At 60.1% G+C, this 18,072-nt stretch carries 11 protein-coding genes, 1 tRNA gene and 1 pseudogene; 3 read left to right on the top strand and 10 right to left on the bottom strand.

Going from position 1 to position 18,072, the window contains the following annotated elements:
• Window positions 1-59: 59 nt before the first annotated feature.
• The 10 genes from AC2I9W_RS03370 to AC2I9W_RS03325 all read right to left on the bottom strand — a co-directional run bounded on the left by AC2I9W_RS03370 (window position 60) and on the right by AC2I9W_RS03325 (window position 15,392).
• Window positions 60-1,949: a UvrD-helicase domain-containing protein gene (locus AC2I9W_RS03370; protein ID WP_486408611.1), complete on the bottom strand. Its 1,890-nt coding sequence runs from the start codon at window positions 1,947-1,949 to the stop codon at window positions 60-62.
• Window positions 1,946-4,276 (bottom strand): ATP-dependent nuclease, encoded by a 2,331-nt coding sequence (locus AC2I9W_RS03365; RefSeq protein WP_486408610.1) that lies wholly within the window; start codon window positions 4,274-4,276, stop codon window positions 1,946-1,948. Before AC2I9W_RS03365 ends, AC2I9W_RS03370 begins: the two co-directional genes overlap by 4 nt.
• 1,010 nt (window positions 4,277-5,286) lie before the next feature.
• Window positions 5,287-5,362 (bottom strand) — tRNA-Thr (locus AC2I9W_RS03360).
• Between the two features lie 12 nt (window positions 5,363-5,374).
• Window positions 5,375-6,397, bottom strand: a complete 1,023-nt coding sequence (locus tag AC2I9W_RS03355) for a class 1 fructose-bisphosphatase (protein ID WP_486408609.1) — start codon at window positions 6,395-6,397, stop codon at window positions 5,375-5,377.
• A gap of 58 nt (window positions 6,398-6,455) precedes the next feature.
• Window positions 6,456-7,457, bottom strand: a complete 1,002-nt coding sequence (locus tag AC2I9W_RS03350; RefSeq protein WP_486408608.1) for a hypothetical protein — start codon at window positions 7,455-7,457, stop codon at window positions 6,456-6,458.
• A 17-nt stretch (window positions 7,458-7,474) separates the two neighbouring features.
• Window positions 7,475-10,195, bottom strand: a complete 2,721-nt coding sequence (gene pepN / locus AC2I9W_RS03345) for an aminopeptidase N (protein ID WP_486408607.1) — start codon at window positions 10,193-10,195, stop codon at window positions 7,475-7,477.
• Between the two features lie 18 nt (window positions 10,196-10,213).
• A protein-coding gene (prfB, locus tag AC2I9W_RS03340) for a peptide chain release factor 2 (protein WP_158391720.1) occupies window positions 10,214-11,318 on the bottom strand; the annotation gives its coding sequence in 2 pieces (ribosomal slippage) (window positions 10,214-11,236 and window positions 11,238-11,318; 1,104 coding nt in all).
• A gap of 630 nt (window positions 11,319-11,948) precedes the next feature.
• The gene (locus AC2I9W_RS03335) at window positions 11,949-13,223 is read right to left on the bottom strand and encodes an acyl-CoA dehydrogenase family protein (protein ID WP_486408606.1); all 1,275 of its coding nucleotides are present in this window, start codon (window positions 13,221-13,223) and stop codon (window positions 11,949-11,951) included.
• Between the two features lie 80 nt (window positions 13,224-13,303).
• Entirely contained in the window at window positions 13,304-14,389 is a 1,086-nt protein-coding gene (locus tag AC2I9W_RS03330; RefSeq protein ID WP_486408605.1) for a phosphotransferase, read from the bottom strand.
• Between the two features lie 283 nt (window positions 14,390-14,672).
• Window positions 14,673-15,392 carry a Crp/Fnr family transcriptional regulator gene (locus AC2I9W_RS03325; protein ID WP_158391714.1) on the bottom strand — a complete coding sequence of 240 codons (720 nt, stop codon included), beginning with the start codon at window positions 15,390-15,392 and terminating at the stop codon, window positions 14,673-14,675.
• Window positions 15,393-16,037: 645 nt separating this feature from the next.
• Here AC2I9W_RS03325 and AC2I9W_RS03320 point away from each other — a divergent pair.
• From AC2I9W_RS03320 to AC2I9W_RS03310, 3 genes and pseudogenes are all read left to right on the top strand, one after another.
• Complete coding sequence (locus tag AC2I9W_RS03320; RefSeq protein WP_486408604.1) at window positions 16,038-16,709, top strand: GGDEF domain-containing protein; 672 nt, start codon at window positions 16,038-16,040, stop codon at window positions 16,707-16,709.
• An 87-nt stretch (window positions 16,710-16,796) separates the two neighbouring features.
• Window positions 16,797-16,919, top strand: coding sequence for a hypothetical protein (locus AC2I9W_RS03315; RefSeq protein WP_486408603.1), 123 nt, complete (start codon window positions 16,797-16,799; stop codon window positions 16,917-16,919).
• A gap of 223 nt (window positions 16,920-17,142) precedes the next feature.
• Window positions 17,143-17,271 (top strand): annotated as a pseudogene (locus AC2I9W_RS03310) (ESPR domain-containing protein); the annotation flags it as partial.
• Window positions 17,272-18,072 lie beyond the last annotated feature (801 nt).

The raw sequence follows: 18,072 nt of genomic DNA, 5'->3' as shown, positions 1-18,072 counted from the left end.
AGTGACGGCAGCGGTCTTCATTTCTGCCCACAGTTCGAGACGCCAGCATGCGTCTGGGATCAGACGGCAGCGAGATTGTGGACGTCTTCGGCCGGGAACAGTCCAAGGCCCGCGATGGCGGCATGCGCCGCCGCCGGATCGTCCGCGAAGAAAACCACGGCCAGATCTTTTCCGGCGCGTGAGCAGCACACATACAGCAGACGCCGTGTGCGGTCGAAAGTTGTCTCGTTGCCCTCACGCAGGTTGATCCGGTCCCTATCGGACGGCGGCGTGATGCCAAAGAGCTTTCCGTATGAGAACTGGTTGTGGCGGCCTTCCTCGTCATCGAGAACTGTCAGGACGCGGCTGAACTCGGCCCCCTTGACCCCCTGATGCGTCTCGAAGGGCGACTGCTCCTCGATGTAAGTACGGTAGCCCCAGAGCTCCTTCATCGGAGTGTGAAGCAGCTTTTGCAAAGCCGCTGCATCGCCAGTGTCCGTAGGTGGAGCGGATGGGTTGTATTCGGCCATAGCAGTTAGAAGGCGATCATCCAGCCTGAACATCCTGCCATCCCGAAGATGTCTCAGTGCTTCGAACGCAACGACGGTGGAGGTCGCGCCGCATGACTGGGCGAGGGCTTTCACCCGCTCGTCCAGCTCCTTGAGGAGCGCCGGCAACGCGTTCGCGCGCGCGTGCTCGCGCTGAAGCGAAGGAGCGAAGCGACGCAACAGATTCATCACCTCGAACTGATCGTCGGCCCCTTTGGCCAAGACGAGCGGCATCAGAAACTTCAGGAAGGGCTGTACCGACCAATTCGAGCCATCATCGAACCCATCCTTCAGTCCTTCAGATGTTTTGTCGTGGAAGGCCTCGTAGAGACCACCAAAGCCCAGTCGGCTTGCGGCCATGCGGTGCGCGATCACCAACACCTTCACATCGGCTTCCGGCTCATCGCTGAGCCAGAGGGGATCGGCGTGTCGATCAGCCAGCCATTGACGAGCGGCAGCCAACCGCCTGCTCCTGTCATCCTTGGGAACGATGAGAAGTTTTGCTGTGCCCAGAACGGACGTTCGCTCTGCTCCAACGAGTTCAGTCTTGCCGCCTGTCTGGGTCAGACCGTCACCGCCAGCCCTGATGTTATTGATGACGTTCAAGACTGCCACAGGGCACCGGAAGTTTTCCGGCTTTTCGATGGACTTCCATCCAGCGAGAGGTTCAATCGCACCCGCGCCAGCTGTGTAAATCTTCTGCATTGGATCGCCGATGAAGCCGAGGCAGAACTTCGAACCAAGCGCTTTCGAAATTGCCTTGAGCGACTCAACCACGGCAGGAGCCGTGTCCTGGCTTTCGTCCACGAAAACGAACGGGAATTTCTGGCCGACGACCTTGGCGATGAGAGGTTGGGAACAGATCAGCTCGGTGGACAGTCTTATCACATCATCATGCCCCAAGATCCCTTTCGGGTAGTCACTACCGACGCCGTAGGTGAAACGGTCAACAGAGACGATTTTCCGCTTCTGCTCGTTGTAGCGCTCGATATCGGCCGCAGCCTGAACCCGCTTCTTGTCCTGCGTCCGGTTCGTGAAGGCAGCGATCTTCGCTTCAGTGTCGGCGATCTTCTGATCGAGGCGGCGATCTACCCAACTCGCGATGTCTGCCTGAAAAGGCTTGAGAGCGGTCCAGAGAAAGCTGTGAATGGTCGAAACGTGGAAGAGCGGATCGTTCCCGACGTCGCCCCATATCTCTCCGACAGCGACCTCGGTGTAGGTAATGCAGGCAATCTTCTTTGCCCGTTGGCGAAGGTAGGGTCCGCGTGTTTTTCGCAGGTGATCGAGTGCCTTGACAATCGAAGTGGTTTTCCCCGATCCCGCGCCCGAGACCATGACGAATCCCGTCGAAGCGTCAGCGTCAAGAAGAGCCCGCAGCTCGATATCCGCCGGCGTATCCGGCTTGCCCGCACGGCTCGTCATTCCGCGGCCTCAACAGCGCTGACGGCTGCGTCAGGAGCAGGTTCCAGCTTCGCGGGGGCGCTCTCGACCGTGCCGTCACCGATCGCAACATGCGTCGTGAGCCAGTCGAGGCCATCCTGGATATAGGCAGGGACAACCCAGCTCGCATCGCTGCTAGCAAGAAGCCCTAGTGCGAAGTTCGTCTTCTTGAAGCTTTCGCCCTTAACCCTCTTGTGGATTTTGGCGGCAATCTCTTCGAGCGACATCGTGGACGATTTGGCCCAGCGCAGCCCGACCTCGTGATGCTCCTTCTTTTGGCACCAGGCGAGATTTTCATATGCAAACGCCTCCTCAAGCGTACGACTCTTGAGTTCGAGCGTATCCTTGCCCCACGTCGCATTCACGGGGCACTGATAGGTGACCATCACATGCGCGCCGCCATCCGCCGTGGGAGCCTGAAGTCTGTCACTGGCCGGCGCAGCCAGGAGCTCATCGACCAATGACTTGCCCGGAAGCCATTGGAGCAGGGTCTGGTTCGCCGTGATTGCGCCGGGAGTGCCGGCGGGACATTTCGACCTTGGCTTGGGTTTTTTCTCACCTTCTGCGTCTTGGCTCCCATCGTCGTCATCATCATTCTCTTCTTCAGCATCTTCCGCTGCTTCGGCGGCCGCGCTGTCTCCTGCTACCGCTTCTTCTTCCTTCTTCGGTGATGCTGGATGCACGCTGTCGAGGTCGGTCACGATCAGTGTCGGCAGTCCGAGGAACTCGATCAGCTTGCGGAATCGGTAGGCAAAAGCACCGCCCACTTCAAGGATACTCAGATAGGCTGCGCTGAGCTTCTTGGCGCCCTGCGCAATCATCAGCGGCAGGACGAGGCGCTCAACGTTTCCTTCAACCAGAATGGCCGCATCTGCGAAGAAGAGGTCGCAATGCGTCAGCTTCATGTAGCGCTGAAGGAAATCCCGGTCGGGCTCGTTCTGATCGTAAAAGACCGACAGGTTGAAAACGACTGAGCTCTGCTTAGCGCCAGTCTCCAGCGAGCGTCTGAAGTAGCGGATCGGCTGGAATCCACGCTCATAGAGAATGTGCGGCGAGTGTGTGGTGATCACAAATTGCGTCGCATAGCCGTCATCACCCGTGGGTGGGATCAGGTCGGTGAGCTTGCGCACGAATGCCTGCTGGAGTTGGGCATGCATGTGCGCCTCCGGCTCCTCGATGAAAATGAGGTGGATAGGCTGTCGCTTGTCTTCCTCGCCTTCCTCGGTGGTGGACCAGGCCGAATGAAGGTCTAGGAGTTCAACGCCCATGTAGATGAGATTCTTGAACCCAAGGCCGTTATAGCTGTCAGGGAGCGCGAGTGCTTCCGCTTCGGCAGTCGCTTCTTCGAGTAGGTAGTGAACCTTCGCCTGCTGGTCGCCCATGAGACGCTCCAGCTTGAGCGCCGCGCGGATCTCAAGGGAGGGGTTTGCGAGGCCTGGGTAGCCAAGCTTTCGGAGCGACTTGAATGTGTCGCTGAACACGTCGGAAAAGTGTTTGGTGAGCTGGTTCTCGGAGAGCGCGAGGGCTCTAAGCGCGTTGTGATCGTCTTCCCGTTTTTTCTGATTGCGGGTGTAGAAGCGGCTCAGCCGTTTCGAGAGGTCTTCCGTTCTTGCCTGAGCGTTCCCGTCGCTTAGGTGGCGCTGCGCGCTAAGGAAGTCGACTTTGATCAGCGAGTTGATGACGGTATGTCCGGATCGCTCGGCATCACCGATGATCTCTTTGGGCGTATAGGCCGCGTCGGCAGTTTCCGCCTTGAGCTGCGCCTCATCCAGAATGAAGTAGCGCAGGCCATATTCGTTCTTTAGCTCTCGGGAGAGATAGTCGCGCATGTTGCGCGGCCAAGGCTGGTAGTCCTGCCCGTCTTTTTCCTTTGTCTTCGCAAACTTGGCTGCTTCGACCGCCTTCACCCTGAAGTTCGCGAGTGTCTGCGCGGGATCCTTAGCCGCGAATTCGATGCGAAGTCCGACCAGCGATCCTTCCCAAGCGGCGCGTGGCAGCAGCTCGACCACGCGATAGAGATTGTCCGCATCAACGCTGATCCAGACATCAAGGGACATGGTCGGAAATTCGACCTTCGCGTCTGCCGCGTCTTCGGCTGGAAAGTTCTCGAAGTCGGCCCAGCAGCTCGCGCAAAAGTCGTGAACCGTGAATTTGTCCTTGCCGCCCGAAAGGAAAAGTTCAATCGCGTGAGTGGCAGAAGTCTTCCCACTGTTGTTGGCCCCGACGAAGATCGTCAGGTCATGGGAGAAATCTATGCGTGCGTCCTTCAATCTCCGGAAATTTTTGAAGGCAAGAGAATGTACATGCATGTTGTTCGTTGCTCCCCCGGGCCGTGTGTATATTGAAATGTTATACGGACTATCGCATAAGCTGGTCCTCTGCACATAGCGACGCCGGGCCTGGACGAAGAACTTCTGAAGCACAGGAACGGAAAGCGGGTCATGGTGACCGGCGTCCTGAAAGCGCCCGATCCGAAGTTCGGCGGCTGCGGTATGTCGCTGTGGCCCGGCGAGTTGCTCGTCCGGTCAATCGCGCCGATCTGACTTCCGAGTCCGCTTTGGGGCGGGGGCGTGAGTTCGGTGCAAAGAGCAGCGGCCATTGACGTGCTGCAGACAGTGCCGGGCGGGCACCGACGCTGGCTGCGACCGAAACAACTCTGATACCGGCCGTTCGCGCTGCGGCAGGAAGGTCAACTCAATGAACGCAGTGGAGCAGAGACTGTGAGTTGGACCAAGCGGGGCGAGTGACCGGGTACTGCTGCTCAGCAGTCGCAGGTCGACGCAGCTTGAACGGCTGCAATGGGTCGAGGCTTTGTGAAAACTCCCTCGTGAGCAAGGCAGTTCGGAAATCGACCTCTAAGATTGATCCAGGATCGACGATCGTGCTGTCGGGAATGGTTTTGCTACTCCCAAAAATGTGACTTTTTCGAGTTTTCACACAGCCTCGGTCGTCTGCTGCCGGTTGGCAGTTCAAGCAGGCCGGTCATCGAGTATCGGAATGACGCTTAATTAAAGCCAGCATACCTACCTAACAAAACCTAATACGGGAAATTTTCTCAGAGCTGGTGCATGAAACACCGTGACACCGTGACATTTACCCGTGTCACGCCGAAAACCCGCATGGAATAAGGCTGTGACACACGAGACACCCGTGACACCACAAAACAGCAAGAGTCGAAACCAAAACGGAGAAAGGCAGCGCCAGCCAGTGCTATGTCCCAAGGTACAAAACTATGTACTGGTGGCTACACAGTGGCTACGCGGAGCAAAAAGAGAAAAACCTCGCTATCGAAAATATAGCGAGGTTTTCTTTGCTGACTTGGTGCCGGAGACATGAATCGAACACGCGACCTTCTCATTACGAATGAGCTGCTCTACCGACTGAGCTACACCGGCGATAAGCGAAAATTATAGCGCTTTTTTATCGGCTTCGAGGTGGTACTGGGTCACGCGCTCCACTTCGTTCTTGGAGCCCAGAACCACGCTCACACGCTCGTGCAGTTGAGTGGGCTGGATATCCAGAATGCGTTCGCGGCCATTGGTGGCCATGCCGCCGGCTTGCTCGACCAGCCAGCTCATGGGGTTGGCTTCGTACATCAGGCGCAGCTTGCCGGGCTTTTGTGGCTCGCGCTTGTCCCAGGGGTACATGAAGATGCCGCCACGGCACAGGATGCGGTGCACGTCGGCCACCATGGCAGCCACCCAGCGCATGTTGAAGTCCTTGCCGCGAGGGCCTTCCTTGCCGGCCAGTACTTCGTCCACATAGCGCTTCACGGGCTCGTCCCAGTGGCGCATGTTCGACATGTTAATGGCGAACTCCTTAGTGTCCTCGGGGATGCGGACGTTTTCTTCGACCAGCAGGAAGGAGCCTTGCTCGCGGTCCAGCGTGAACATGGCGACGCCGTCGCCAACGGTCAGCACCAGAGTGGTCTGGGGGCCGTAGATGCAGTAGCCGGCAGCCACTTGCTGGGTGCCGGGTTGCATGAAGTCATTGTCGTGTACGCCGGGGTGGTCGTCAGGCTTTTTGAGCACGCTGAAGATGGTGCCAATCGACATATTGATGTCGATGTTGGACGAGCCGTCCAGAGGGTCGAACATCAGCAGGTATTCGCCCTGAGGGTAGCGATTGGGCACCACGTAGATGCCTTCCATTTCTTCGGAGGCCATAGCGGCGAGGTGACCGCCCCATTCGTTGGCTTCGATCAGGGTTTCGTTGGCGATGATGTCCAGCTTCTTCTGCACTTCGCCTTGCACGTTTTCGCTGCCTGCGGTGCCCATGACGTCACCGAGCTCGCCTTTGTTGACGGCGAAACTGATGCGCTTGCAGGCTCGGGCGACGACTTCCAGCAGCAGGCGCAGCTGGCCGGGGATGAGGCCGTCAACGCGTTGCTGCTCGACCAGATAGCGGGTCAGGCTGATGTTTTTTTTCATGAGGGGAAACTCCTTAAAAATCGTGGCAAATCCGAAAATGGGAACGGATGTCGGGCGCCTACCGCTTGCTGCGCTGTGAAGCGCGGCTGGCCAGTTCGGTGCCTAATTGCTGGGAGCGCTCCAGATGGGCGCTGTCCTGTTGGTTTTTGGCATGTTGCTCGTAAGCCGCCAGCCACTGCCGGGCTTGCTGGGGCTGGCCTTGTTCATGGGCCAGCACCATCAGCTGGAAATAGCAGTCGTAAATAGTTTCATGATCCTGCGCCTTCAGGGCAATGTCCAGGCGCTGCTGCAGATAGCCGCGCGCTTGTTGCAGCTCACCCAGCTCGTAGCTGTTCTGCGCCAGATTGGTCAGCAGGCCCCGCAGCAGCTCGGGTTGCCTCAGGGCTTGCAGACGTTCGTGTGCAACGGGCAGCAGTCGCTGGTTGGCTTGCAGGGCTTCGCGGTACTTTTTTTGCTCGTGCAGCAGATAGCCTTCGTCCTCATACACGGCCAGGATCTGCGTTTGCGTCGGAAAGTCCATTGCCTTGGCAACAGGCTTGTCGTCACTCCAGCGCATCTGCGCGGGAAGCTGGGCAATGCGGGATAGCGGGTATTCCTGCTGGAGCTGCTTCACCATCAGCACGGCTTGCGCGTAGTTGCCTGCATCGGCCAGCCAGCGAATGCTGGAGTAGCGCAGAAAAAACTGCGGGTAGGCAAACTCGGCGGCATGCGTCGCATCAACTGCGGCCAAGGCAGCGAGTGCTTTTTGCGCTGCGCTTGCTGCCTCGGCTGGCATATCGCGGCGGCCATAGACGCTGGCTGCGGTGTAGTACAGCCGAAAGGCGTCACGGGCCTTGGCCTTGGGTAGCAGAGGTTCCAGCGCCTGGAGATCACGGCTCATGGCGCTGCCACTGAAGCTACCGCCTTCGGAGAAGACGGCGGTATACAGCGGCGCGAAGCGGGCCTCAAAGCCTGCTGCAGAGCCGGCTGTGGGGCCTGTTGTCGGGGCTGCGCTGGGGCTGACCGTTTGCGCGCCTAATCCCAGTACAGCCCCCAAGGCGGCCACGCTTTTGCGGAACATGCTTGCAGCCATGCGACTTAGTCTGCCAGCGCGCGCGTGATGACTTCACGCACATCGTTGGACAGGTCAGGCTTGGCTGCAACGCGCTCGATGGCGGCACGGGCGGCAGAGCGGTAAGGCTCGGCCAGCTTTTTCCAGCGGTCCATGACACGAGCCAGACGGGATGCCACCTGAGGGTTAAAGCCATCGATCTCGATCACGCGATCAGCCCAGAAGGCATACCCGGCAGCATCGGCGCGGTGAAATGCACCGGCGTTGTTGCAGAAGCTGAAGATCAGGCTGCGTGCGCGGTTGGGGTTCTTGATCTGGAAATCGGCATGCTTCATCAGCGCCTTGACGGCGGGCAACACATCGCCGCCGCGGTCGCTGGCTGCGCCTTGCAGAGAGAACCATTTGTCCAGCACCAGTGCATCGTTCTTGAACAAGGCGTGGAAGCGCTGCAGCGCCTGCTCTGCCAGGGGGCTGGCGCTGTAGACCAGGGCTGCCAAAGCGGCCATGCGGTCCGTCATATTGCCTGCGTCCTTGCAGCGCTGGTAGGCCTTGCCGGGCCAGACGGTGTCGCCGGTCTGGGCGGCGTTCAGGCACAGCATGGACAGAGCACGGCCCGCCAGAGCACGGCGACCGGCGCTGACATGGTCAGGCTGGTAGGCGCCGGTGTCGCGGTTGGCTTCCCACGCTGCTTCCCACTCTGCTCGAAGGCTGGTGGCCAGCTGCAGGATCATGGCTTCGCGCACGGCGTGCACGCGCTGTGGATCGACTTCAGCCAGTTGCTCGGCGATATAGCTCTCGGATGGCAGCGTGAGCACCAGATCCTTGAAGGCCGCATCGAGCTTGTCGTCCAGCAGCACGCGGCGCATGGCTTCGATAAAGTCGGTGGGGAAAATATCAGTGCCAAATTGGCTACTAACGCTTGCTGCATCTGCGGGAGCAGCTATCGCATTGAGAGCGTAGCGCAGACCCAGTCGCTGGCTGGCTTCCCATTGGTTGAATGGGTCGCTGTCGTGGGCCAGCAGGGCCAGCAGCTCGGTGTCGCTGAATTCGCAGTCCAGCACCACGGGGGCGCTGAAACCGCGCAGCAGTGATGGCACTGGCGCTTCGGCCACATTGGTAAAGACAAAGCTTTGCTCGGCTTCGGTCAGTACCAGCATGCGGCTGGTGCCTTGTGCGGCTTCTTCGCCCTGCAATTGCAGGGCGATTTCCTGACCAGTAGTTGTGAGCAGGCCCATTTGAACGGGAATGACGAAGGGCAGCTTCTCGGCCTGACCCACGGTGGGGGCGCAGCTTTGCGACAGCGTCAGCGTGTAGGTCTGAGCGGCGGCATCGTAATGGCCCACGGCCTTGAGCACGGGTGTGCCAGCCTGGCTGTACCAGCGGCGGAACTGCTGCAGGTTCTGGGCCAGCGGAGAATCCGGGTTGGCGTCGGCCATGGCTTGCGAGAAATCGTCGCAGGTCACGGCGTGGCCGTCGTGGCGCTCGAAGTACAGCTTCATGCCCTTGGCAAAGCCTTCGCGGCCGACCAGGTTGTGCTGCATGCGCACGACTTCCGCACCCTTTTCGTAGATCGTGACCGTGTAGAAGTTGTTGATCTCGATATAGCTATCCGGGCGCACGGGGTGGGCCATGGGGCCGGCATCTTCGGGGAACTGCACGGTGCGCAGCACGCGCACATCATCAATGCGCTTGACGGCACGGGCGGACGCGCTGCCCGCCATGTCCATGCTGAATTCCTGATCGCGGAAGACCGTCAGGCCTTCCTTCAAGCTCAGCTGGAACCAGTCGCGGCAGGTAATGCGGTTGCCGGTCCAGTTGTGGAAGTATTCATGGCCGACCACGCTTTCGATATTGAAGTAGTCGGTATCGGTGGCCGTGGCCTGGTTGGCCAGAACATACTTGGTGTTGAAGATGTTCAGGCCCTTGTTTTCCATGGCGCCCATGTTGAAGTCGCTGGTGGCGACGATCATGAAGCGGTCCAGATCCAGGCTCAGGCCAAAGCGTGCCTCGTCCCATGCCACCGAGTGCATGAGAGAGTTCATGGCGTGCTCGGTCTTCTCCAGATCACCTGGGCGCACATAAACCTGCAGCAGGTGATCGCGGCCAGCGCGGCTCTTGATCTTTTGCTCGCGGGCCACCAGATTGCCGGCCACCAGCGCAAACAGGTAGCTGGGCTTTTTGTGTGGATCGACCCACTTGGCAAAGTGGCGGCCGTCTTCCAGGTCACCGGACTCCACCAGATTGCCGTTGGACAGCAGCACCGGGTACAGGGCCTTGCTGGCGCGCAGCGTGACGGTGTACATGGCCATCACGTCGGGGCGATCCAGGAAGTAGGTGATGCGGCGGAAACCCTCTGCTTCGCACTGCGTGAAGAACGTGTCCTCGCTCACATACAAGCCCATGAGCTTGGTGTTCTTGATGGGCGCGCAGGTGGTGAAGATCTCCAGCTCCACGGGCTCGTTGCCCTCGGGCAGGTTCTCCAGCACCAGCTGGTCGCCTTCCATCTTGAAGGAGGTTCCACCGCCATTGACCATGACGCGGGCCAGATTCAGCTCGTCGCCGTCCAGGCGCAAAGCCTGCGCAGGCACTTCGGGGTTGCGGCGCACGCGCATCTTGCTGAGCACGCGCGTCTTTGCCGGGTCCAGGTCAAACGTCAGGTCCACCGTGTCGATCCACCAGGCAGGAGCCTCGTAGTCGGCGCGGTAGATGGCGGTGGCCGGGCTTTGCCCGTCACGCAGTTGCAGCATATCGATTCCTTTCTAGGATCAGAGGCCTTGCTTGAGCGAGGCTTCGATAAACACATCCAGGTCGCCGTCCAGCACCTTCTGGGTGGCGGAGACTTCGACGTTGGTGCGCAAGTCCTTGATGCGGCTGTTGTCCAGCACATAGGAGCGGATCTGGTGACCCCAGCCCACATCGGTCTTGGTGTCTTCGAGCTTTTGCTGCTCTTCCATGCGCTTGCGCATCTCGAAGTCATACAGACGCGAGCGCAGGCGCTGCCATGCCACATCGCGGTTGCTGTGCTGCGAGCGGCCATCCTGGCACTGCACCACGATGCCCGTGGGGATGTGGGTCAGGCGCACGGCAGAGTCGGTCTTGTTGATGTGCTGACCACCCGCGCCGGAGGCACGGTAGGTATCGGTGCGCACATCGGACGGATTGATGTTGATCTCGATGGAGTCATCAATCTCGGGGTAGACAAACAGCGACGAGAAGCTGGTGTGGCGGCCACCCGAAGAGTCAAAAGGCGACTTGCGTACCAGACGGTGCACACCGGTTTCGGTGCGCAGCAGGCCGTAGGCGTATTCACCTTCCACGTGGATGGTGGCGCTCTTGATGCCGGCCACATCGCCGGGGGTTTCTTCGTCGACGGTGGCCTTGAAGCCCTTGCGCTCGGCGTACTTCAGGTACTGGCGCAGCAGCATGCTTGCCCAGTCGCAGGCTTCGGTGCCGCCGGCGCCGGCCTGGATGTCGATGTAGCAGTTCAGCGGGTCGGCTTCGCCACTGAACATGCGGCGGAACTCAAGCTCCTCGATCAGGGGCTGCAGCTTGGCGGCTTCGGCTTCGATGGTGGCAAGGCCTGCGTCATCGCCTTCTTCCTTGCTCATCTCGAACAGCTCGGCGTTGTCGTTGAGTTCGGAGGTGAGTTTTTCCAGTGTCAGAACGACGGAGTCGAGCGACTTCTTTTCCTTGCCCAGCTCCTGTGCCTTCTTGGGGTCGTTCCAGACGGCAGGGTCTTCCAGCGAGGCGTTTACTGTGCGCAGGCGTTCGTACTTTGCATCGTAGTCAAAGATACCTCCGGAGATCTGCCGTTCGCTCAGACAGATCTTCGAGGGTGTTGCCGATGGTGTTGATGCGTTCTGCTTCCATGATGAATCCGTTGTGTTCTGAGTGAGAAATAACCGCTGATTTTCTCACGCCACAGCCGCTCGAGGATGCAATGGCCTTTGACAGGGTTTTTTGACGCTGTTTTTTTAGTGCGTGCCCAGAGAAAGCCGCTCCTTCTGAGGGCATTTTGAGGAGAAAGAGGCCAAGGGCGCATCACAGGCACGCCGTGCAATTTGTGGGCAGTAGCATGGCTGGGGCGCAGGAAGAGGGAATTGCACGCCCACCCTGTGCCATCTCCCATGCATGGCAGCGAGTACGCGGCAGTCTTTGCCTGCATGGCTTTTTGACGATGCGCAGCCAGGACGGCGAACTGTGAGCCGCTGGGGCGGCAGTCTTGAGTCTTGGCGAGGATTCAGATCTGCGTGATAAATGCTATGAATAGTGAAGCTGCTTGCGCTTTTTGATGATGCATTTCAGCATGTTTTATATTTGAAACTCATATATAAAAGGCGAAATAAGCTATTTTATTGATAGCGATATGGCGCTGGAGCGCTCACATGCCGTGTCTGGGCTGCCCCCGTCAAAACACCCCGAAGCTCTCGCTTGCGGGGTGTTTTTTCTTTGCCGCCTGCGCTTTGAGCTCAGGTGCAGAGTTCGGTGTCGATCAGGGGATCAGCCGCCGCGGGTGATGGGCACTTCGGCGTTCTTGCCGTAGCTGCCGTATTTGCCCAGCTCCCATTTGGCAATGGCGTTGCGGTGCACTTCGTCCGGGCCGTCGGCAAAGCGCAGCGTGCGCGCTGCGGCATAGGCGTAGGCCAGCGGGAAGTCGTCGCACATGCCGCCGCCGCCGTGGACCTGCATGGCCCAGTCGATCACTTCGCAAGCCATGCTGGGTGCGACGACCTTAATCATGGCGATCTCGGTCCTGGCCACCTTGTTGCCGGCCACGTCCATCAGCCAGGCGGCCTTGAGCGTCAGCAGGCGGGCCATGTCGATCTTGCAGCGCGCTTCAGCAATGCGCTCCTGCGTTACGGTCTGCTGGGCCACGGTCTTGCCAAAGGCGATGCGGCTGCTGGCGCGTTTGCACATAAGCTCCAGCGCACGCTCGGCCAGGCCGATCAGGCGCATGCAGTGGTGAATGCGGCCGGGGCCAAGGCGACCCTGGGCAATCTCGAAGCCGCGGCCCTCGCCCAGCAGGATGTTGCCGATGGGCACGCGCACGTTCTCGAAATACATCTCCATATGGCCGTGGGGCGCGTCGTCATAGCCCATCACGTTGAGCGGGCGAACGATGCGGATGCCGGGCGTGTCGGCCGGGATGATGATCATGCTCTGCTGCGAGTGCTTGGCTGCTTCGGGATCGGTCTTGCCCATGGTGATGAAGACTTGGCAGCGTGGATCGCCCGCGCCGGAAATCCACCACTTGTGGCCGTTGATCACGTATTCGTCACCATCGCGCTCAATGCGGGTGCAGATATTGGTGGCGTCGGACGAAGCCACTTCAGGCTCGGTCATGGCAAAGGCCGAGCGAATCTTGCCTTCCAGCAAGGGCTTGAGCCAGCGCTCTTTCAGCTCGGCACTGCCGTAGCGGGCAATGGTCTCCATATTGCCGGTGTCCGGCGCGGAGCAGTTGAAGACTTCGGACGCCCATGGCACGCGGCCCATGATTTCGGCCAGCGGTGCGTATTCCTGGTTTGTGAGGCCCGCACCGTGATAGCCAGAGGCCTCGGCGCTGTCCACGGGCAAAAATAGATTCCACAGACCCGCGGCCTGGGCCTTGGGCTTGAGTTTTTCAATGGTCTGCAGCGGCGTCCAGCGCTTGCCGGCGGCTGTATTGGCCTGCATCTCGTCGGCATAGTCTTTCTCTGCCGGGTAGATGTGCTCTTCCATGAATTGGAGCAGGCGCTGCTGCAGGTCCTTGGTCTTGGGCGAGTAGTCGAAGTCCATGGTGCCTCCTTATTTGTTGTAGGGCAGGGAAAACAGTCGAAAAGACACAGTCGAAGGGAAACAGTTGAAGGAACCTCAAATCAGCTGCGCTGGGCAAAAGACCAGGCCAGCTCGGCCATGGGGCGGGCGGTATCGCCCGACGCCTTGGCCTGGGCGCTGGAGGCCGTTCCCGCCTCCACACGTTTGGCAATGCCCTGCAAGATGGCCGCAATGCGGAACATGTTGTAGGCCAGATAAAAGTTCCAGTCGCGCTTGAGCGCATCCACATCTTGGATGCCGGTGCGCTCGCAATAGCGCTGGATGTAGTCTTGCTCGGCGGGAATGCCCAAGGCAGCAAGATCCAGCCCCGCAATGCCGCGCCCCAGCTCGGCGGGGATATGCCAGCTCATGCAGTGGTAGCTGAAATCGGCCAGCGGGTGGCCCAGCGTGGACAGCTCCCAGTCCAGCACGGCAATCACGCGCGGCTCGGTGGGGTGGAACATCAGGTTGTCCAGACGATAGTCGCCATGCACGATGGAGACACGGCTTTCATCCATGGCGCTGGCCGGCATATTGGCAGGCAGCCATGCCATCAGTTGGTCCATCTCGGGAATCGGCTGGGTGATGGAAGCGATGTATTGCTTGCTCCAGCGGCTAATCTGGCGCTCGAAGTAATTGCCGCTCTTGCCGTAGTCAGCCAGGCCTTTTTCGGCAAACTTCACCTTGTGCAGGGCCGCAATCACGCGGTTCATCTCGTCATAGATTTCAGCGCGCTGCGCGGGCGTCATGCCGGGCAGGGACTGGTCCCAGAGCACGCGGCCTTCCATGAACTCCATGATGTAGAAGGCGCGGCCGATGATGGATTCGTCCTCGCATAGTGCATACATATGGGGCACCGGCACATCGGTGCCGGCCAGCCCCTTCATCACGCGGTACTCGCGCTCGATGGCATGGGCCGAAGGCAGCAGCTTGGCCACCGGCCCGGGCTTGGCCCGCATCACATAGCTTTTGCCGGGTGTAATCAGTTTGTAGGTGGGGTTGGACTGCCCGCCCTTGAACATCTCCACCTTTACCGGGCCTTCAAAGCCCTCCACGTGCTGCTTCATCCAGCCCGTCAGCGCATCGGTGTCAAAAGCATGCTGCTCGGAAACAGCGCGGGTGCCGACAAAATGGTCAAAAGTGCTCATGAAGTCTCAGTCCTTTGTTCGATTTGTGAGAGGCGCACGCAAGCCGCCGCGCTGCGCCCAGAGCGCAGCGAGCGATGCATGAAAAGGGGAAGGGCTGCCGCAGAACGCGGCAAGAGAAACAGAAGCAGGGCAGCCCAAGCTACCTGCTCTTCAAAACTGGCGAGACCCAAGTAAGAGACGCCAAGCAAGAGCCGCCTCGCAGCGATGGCGTCGTCCCCCTCCCGCAAGCGCAGCGAAGCGATAGAGGGGGAAGCGGCAAAGTCGCTCAGGGGGAGAGATTTGTCTAGTGATCCGTGTCGGCGATTCGCAGCAGCGTCGCCCGGTCGCGCACAATCAGCCCGCCCGGCTCGATGCGAATGACCTCGTCGCGCTCCATGGACTTGAGCTCCTGGTTCACCCGCTGGCGCGATGCGCCCAGCAACTGGGCCAGCTCTTCCTGCGCCAGATGCAGGCCGATGCGGATCTCGTTGCTGTCCGACAGGCTCATCACGCCATAGCTGCGTGTCAGGTGCAGCAGCTGCTTGGCCAGACGCGCGCGCAGCGGCAAGGTGTTGAGGTCTTCCACCAAGCCGTAGAGCTGGCGCACGCGGCGCGCATTCAGGCGCAGTATGGCGTCGGTGAATTCCGCATGCTCTGACAGAAGGCGCTTGAAGTCGGCCTTGGAGACGCATATCAGCGTGGTCTCGCCATGGGCATAGGCATCGTGCGTGCGCTTGTCGCCATCCAGAATCGCCACATCGCCAAACCAGATGCCAGGCTCCACATAGGTCAGTGTGATCTGCTTGCCCGTGATGGAGGTGGAGCTGACCCGCACCGCGCCACGCGCACAGGCAATCCATTCCTCGGGAGGTTCGCCCCGAGCGCAGATGAGCATGCCATCTTTGAATCGTTTGACGTAAGCGCATCGAAGAATGTCGTGCCTCAGAGAGGGCGAAAGGGATGAAAACCAGCGACCAGAGTTAATCGCCTCACGTTCTTCCATACTAAGAATCGGTTCGTCCATGTTCTGTCTTATGCGTGACTGGTAACCGGCCCATTGTCGCGTGTGGGACCGGTGCTGCCTCAATTGAAAGGCTCAGGACTGTCACGGAGGCGTCAAGCACGGCGCTGATTCCCGTCTGAGCGTCTAAAACGGCGGCAGCCGAGCTGTGACTTGTCATGCCCTGAAGCTGCTGTGGGCCTGCGCTAGCCGGGCTCCAAGGTCTGTGACTACACTGCGCCCTTGTTTTTGTTGCTTGTGGTTACATGTGCAGGCTCTGCACCTTTGACGCTGCCTTTGCTGATGACATGCAAAGAGGGTGAGCAAGCGCAGGCCGCTGAACCAGCACTCCTTCCCAATTCATCATGGTTGCAAAGATTCTTGTTGGCATGCTGTGCGCACACCTGCTGTGCTTTTCGGTGATGTTTTTGCTCATCAGCCGGCGTCTGAACTCCGAAAAATGGGGATGGATTTCTTTGCGGTGGGCAACTTCCTGCTGGGCAGTGCCTATGTGCTGCAACTGTTGGAGGGAGGCCCCGCCTGGAGTGCCATGAACGTGCTCAACCACACGCTCCCGCTGGCCTCGCTCGTGGCTTACTGGCTGGGGGCCATGCGCTTTTTTGGCCAGCCCGTGCCTTTGCTACGGCCTATAGCGCCATTCAGGTACTGGTGCAGTGGCGCCTGGGGCCTGTGGCCCGCTACGCCATGCTCTCGGGCATGGCGGCGCTGCTGTTTTTTGTCATGGCGCTCACGGTGATCTATGGCGTGCGCACCTTCGCCAAGGATTTGTATGGCGAGATGGTGTTCTTCGCGGCACTGATCATGGGCATCTGCGTGCTCAATGCCCTCAAGTTTTTCAAGATCATGCATGGCGGGCTGAATGCATTGGAGATGGATCAGCAGTTTCAGCTGATTTTCTATATCAATATGAGCTTTCTGGCCACGGTGCTGCCGCCGTCCATCGTCTGGCTGGTGCTGCGCCGCCTGACCGATAACCTGCGCAATATCGCTGCCCGCGACCCCCTGACCCATCTGCTCAACCGGCGGGGGCTGATCGAGGCCGTGCAGCGCTACTTCAACTCGCGCAAGGCTGATACCGTGCACCTGCTGATGGTGGACGTCGACCACTTCAAGCGCATCAATGACGGCTACGGCCACCAGGCTGGCGATGCGGTGTTGTGCGAGGTGGCCGAAGTGCTGCAGAACACGGTGCGACGTGGCGATCTGGTCGACCGCATTGGTGGCGAGGAGTTTGTCGTCATCTGCCTGGAAACCGATGCCTTTGGCGTGGCCCAGTTGGCCGAGCGCGTGAGCGCGGTAGTAGAGGCGCAAAGCATGTAAATCAAAGGCCTGGACAAAGCGCTGCAATGCTCCGTCACCATCGGCTTCTCCAGCCGCTTTGAAGAAGCGGGCGCGATGGAGGCGGCCATGCGCCAGGCCGATGCCGCCCTCTATCGTGGCAAGGCCGCAGGGCGCAACCGTGTGGAAGTGGTGCAGCCCGCCTATAGCAACCAGCTAATCGCCAGCCGGGAGCTGAGGGCGCAGCCTTGAAAGAATTGAGGCATTTTTGTGCTCAAACGCAATGCCATCAAGCGCTGGAAGCTATCAATTCAGGAATAGAGCGAACAATCCATTCGGGTAAAACTGCGAAAAATACCTGAAATCAGTGATGTTCAAACTTTGTTACGACTCCTAGAGTCCCTCACATTCTGTGAACTTTGAGGCCTGGTCCGCGCAGCGCATGCGGGCCGGGCTTTTGTATTGAGGGGCCGTGATGAACCATATCTACCGCGTTGTTTTCAATGTTCAACTGGGCCTGTGGCAGGCCGTGTGCGAATGCGCGCGCGGGCGCGGCAAAAGCCGCTCCGTAGCCAAGGCGCTGGGCGCGGCGGTGCTGCTGGGCGCTGGCGCAGGACTGACACCCTCGGCGTGGGCCGGTATGTGGGTGGAGGATGTGGCGGCGGGCGCGACCTTTAATGTAGCAGCGGGCGTCACGGTGACGGGCACGGCCGGACAGGATGGATCCGCTTCGGCGGGCGGCCAAGGCAGTGCCGACGGCGATGCCATCTATGCCAATAACGGCGGTGATATCGGCCAAACCGGTGGCGGGGCTGCGGGCAGCGGTGGAGCGGCAAACTTAGTCTCCAGTCAGGGAACTTCTTTTCTGGGCGGGCAGGGCGGCACTGGCGTCGGCGGCGGCGGTGGTGGTGGCCATGGCAGCAGCGCCAGCGACACTCGCGCGGCCAGCGGCCAGGGCGGCCAGGCCAAGTCCTTCTACGTCAATGGCAGTGGGGGCGCCGGTGGCAGTTTCAGCACCCTGGGCCAGGGTGGTGGTGGTGGTGGTTCGTTGGGTGGTGGTGGTGGTGGCGGCGGCGTAGCGTTGCGGCTGCAAGCAGGGGCGCAATCCAGCGTTGCAGGAACCGTCAGCGGCGGTGGCGGCGGCAGAGGCGGGAGCGGCGGCGGCGGCGGCGGCGGCGGCGGCGCGGCGGTATGGGCGGAGAGCGGCAGCCAGTTGACGCTGGCGGCCGGTGGTCATATCAGCGGCGGCGCGGGGGGGGGCGAATCCTTTGCTGGCGGTGGTGGCAGCGCGGTGGTGGGCGAGGGCTATACCTTGGTCAATCACGGCGGCACGCTCAGTGGCGGCGGCGGCTTCTCCCACGTCATTGGCGGCGGCGGCGGCGGCGCAGCGGTGGCGGGCAAGGGC

Source organism: Comamonas sp. FUJ_7, assembly GCF_057369555.1.
Note: the sequence above shows the minus strand (reverse complement) of the source record. Positions and strands in the feature narration are given on the sequence as shown.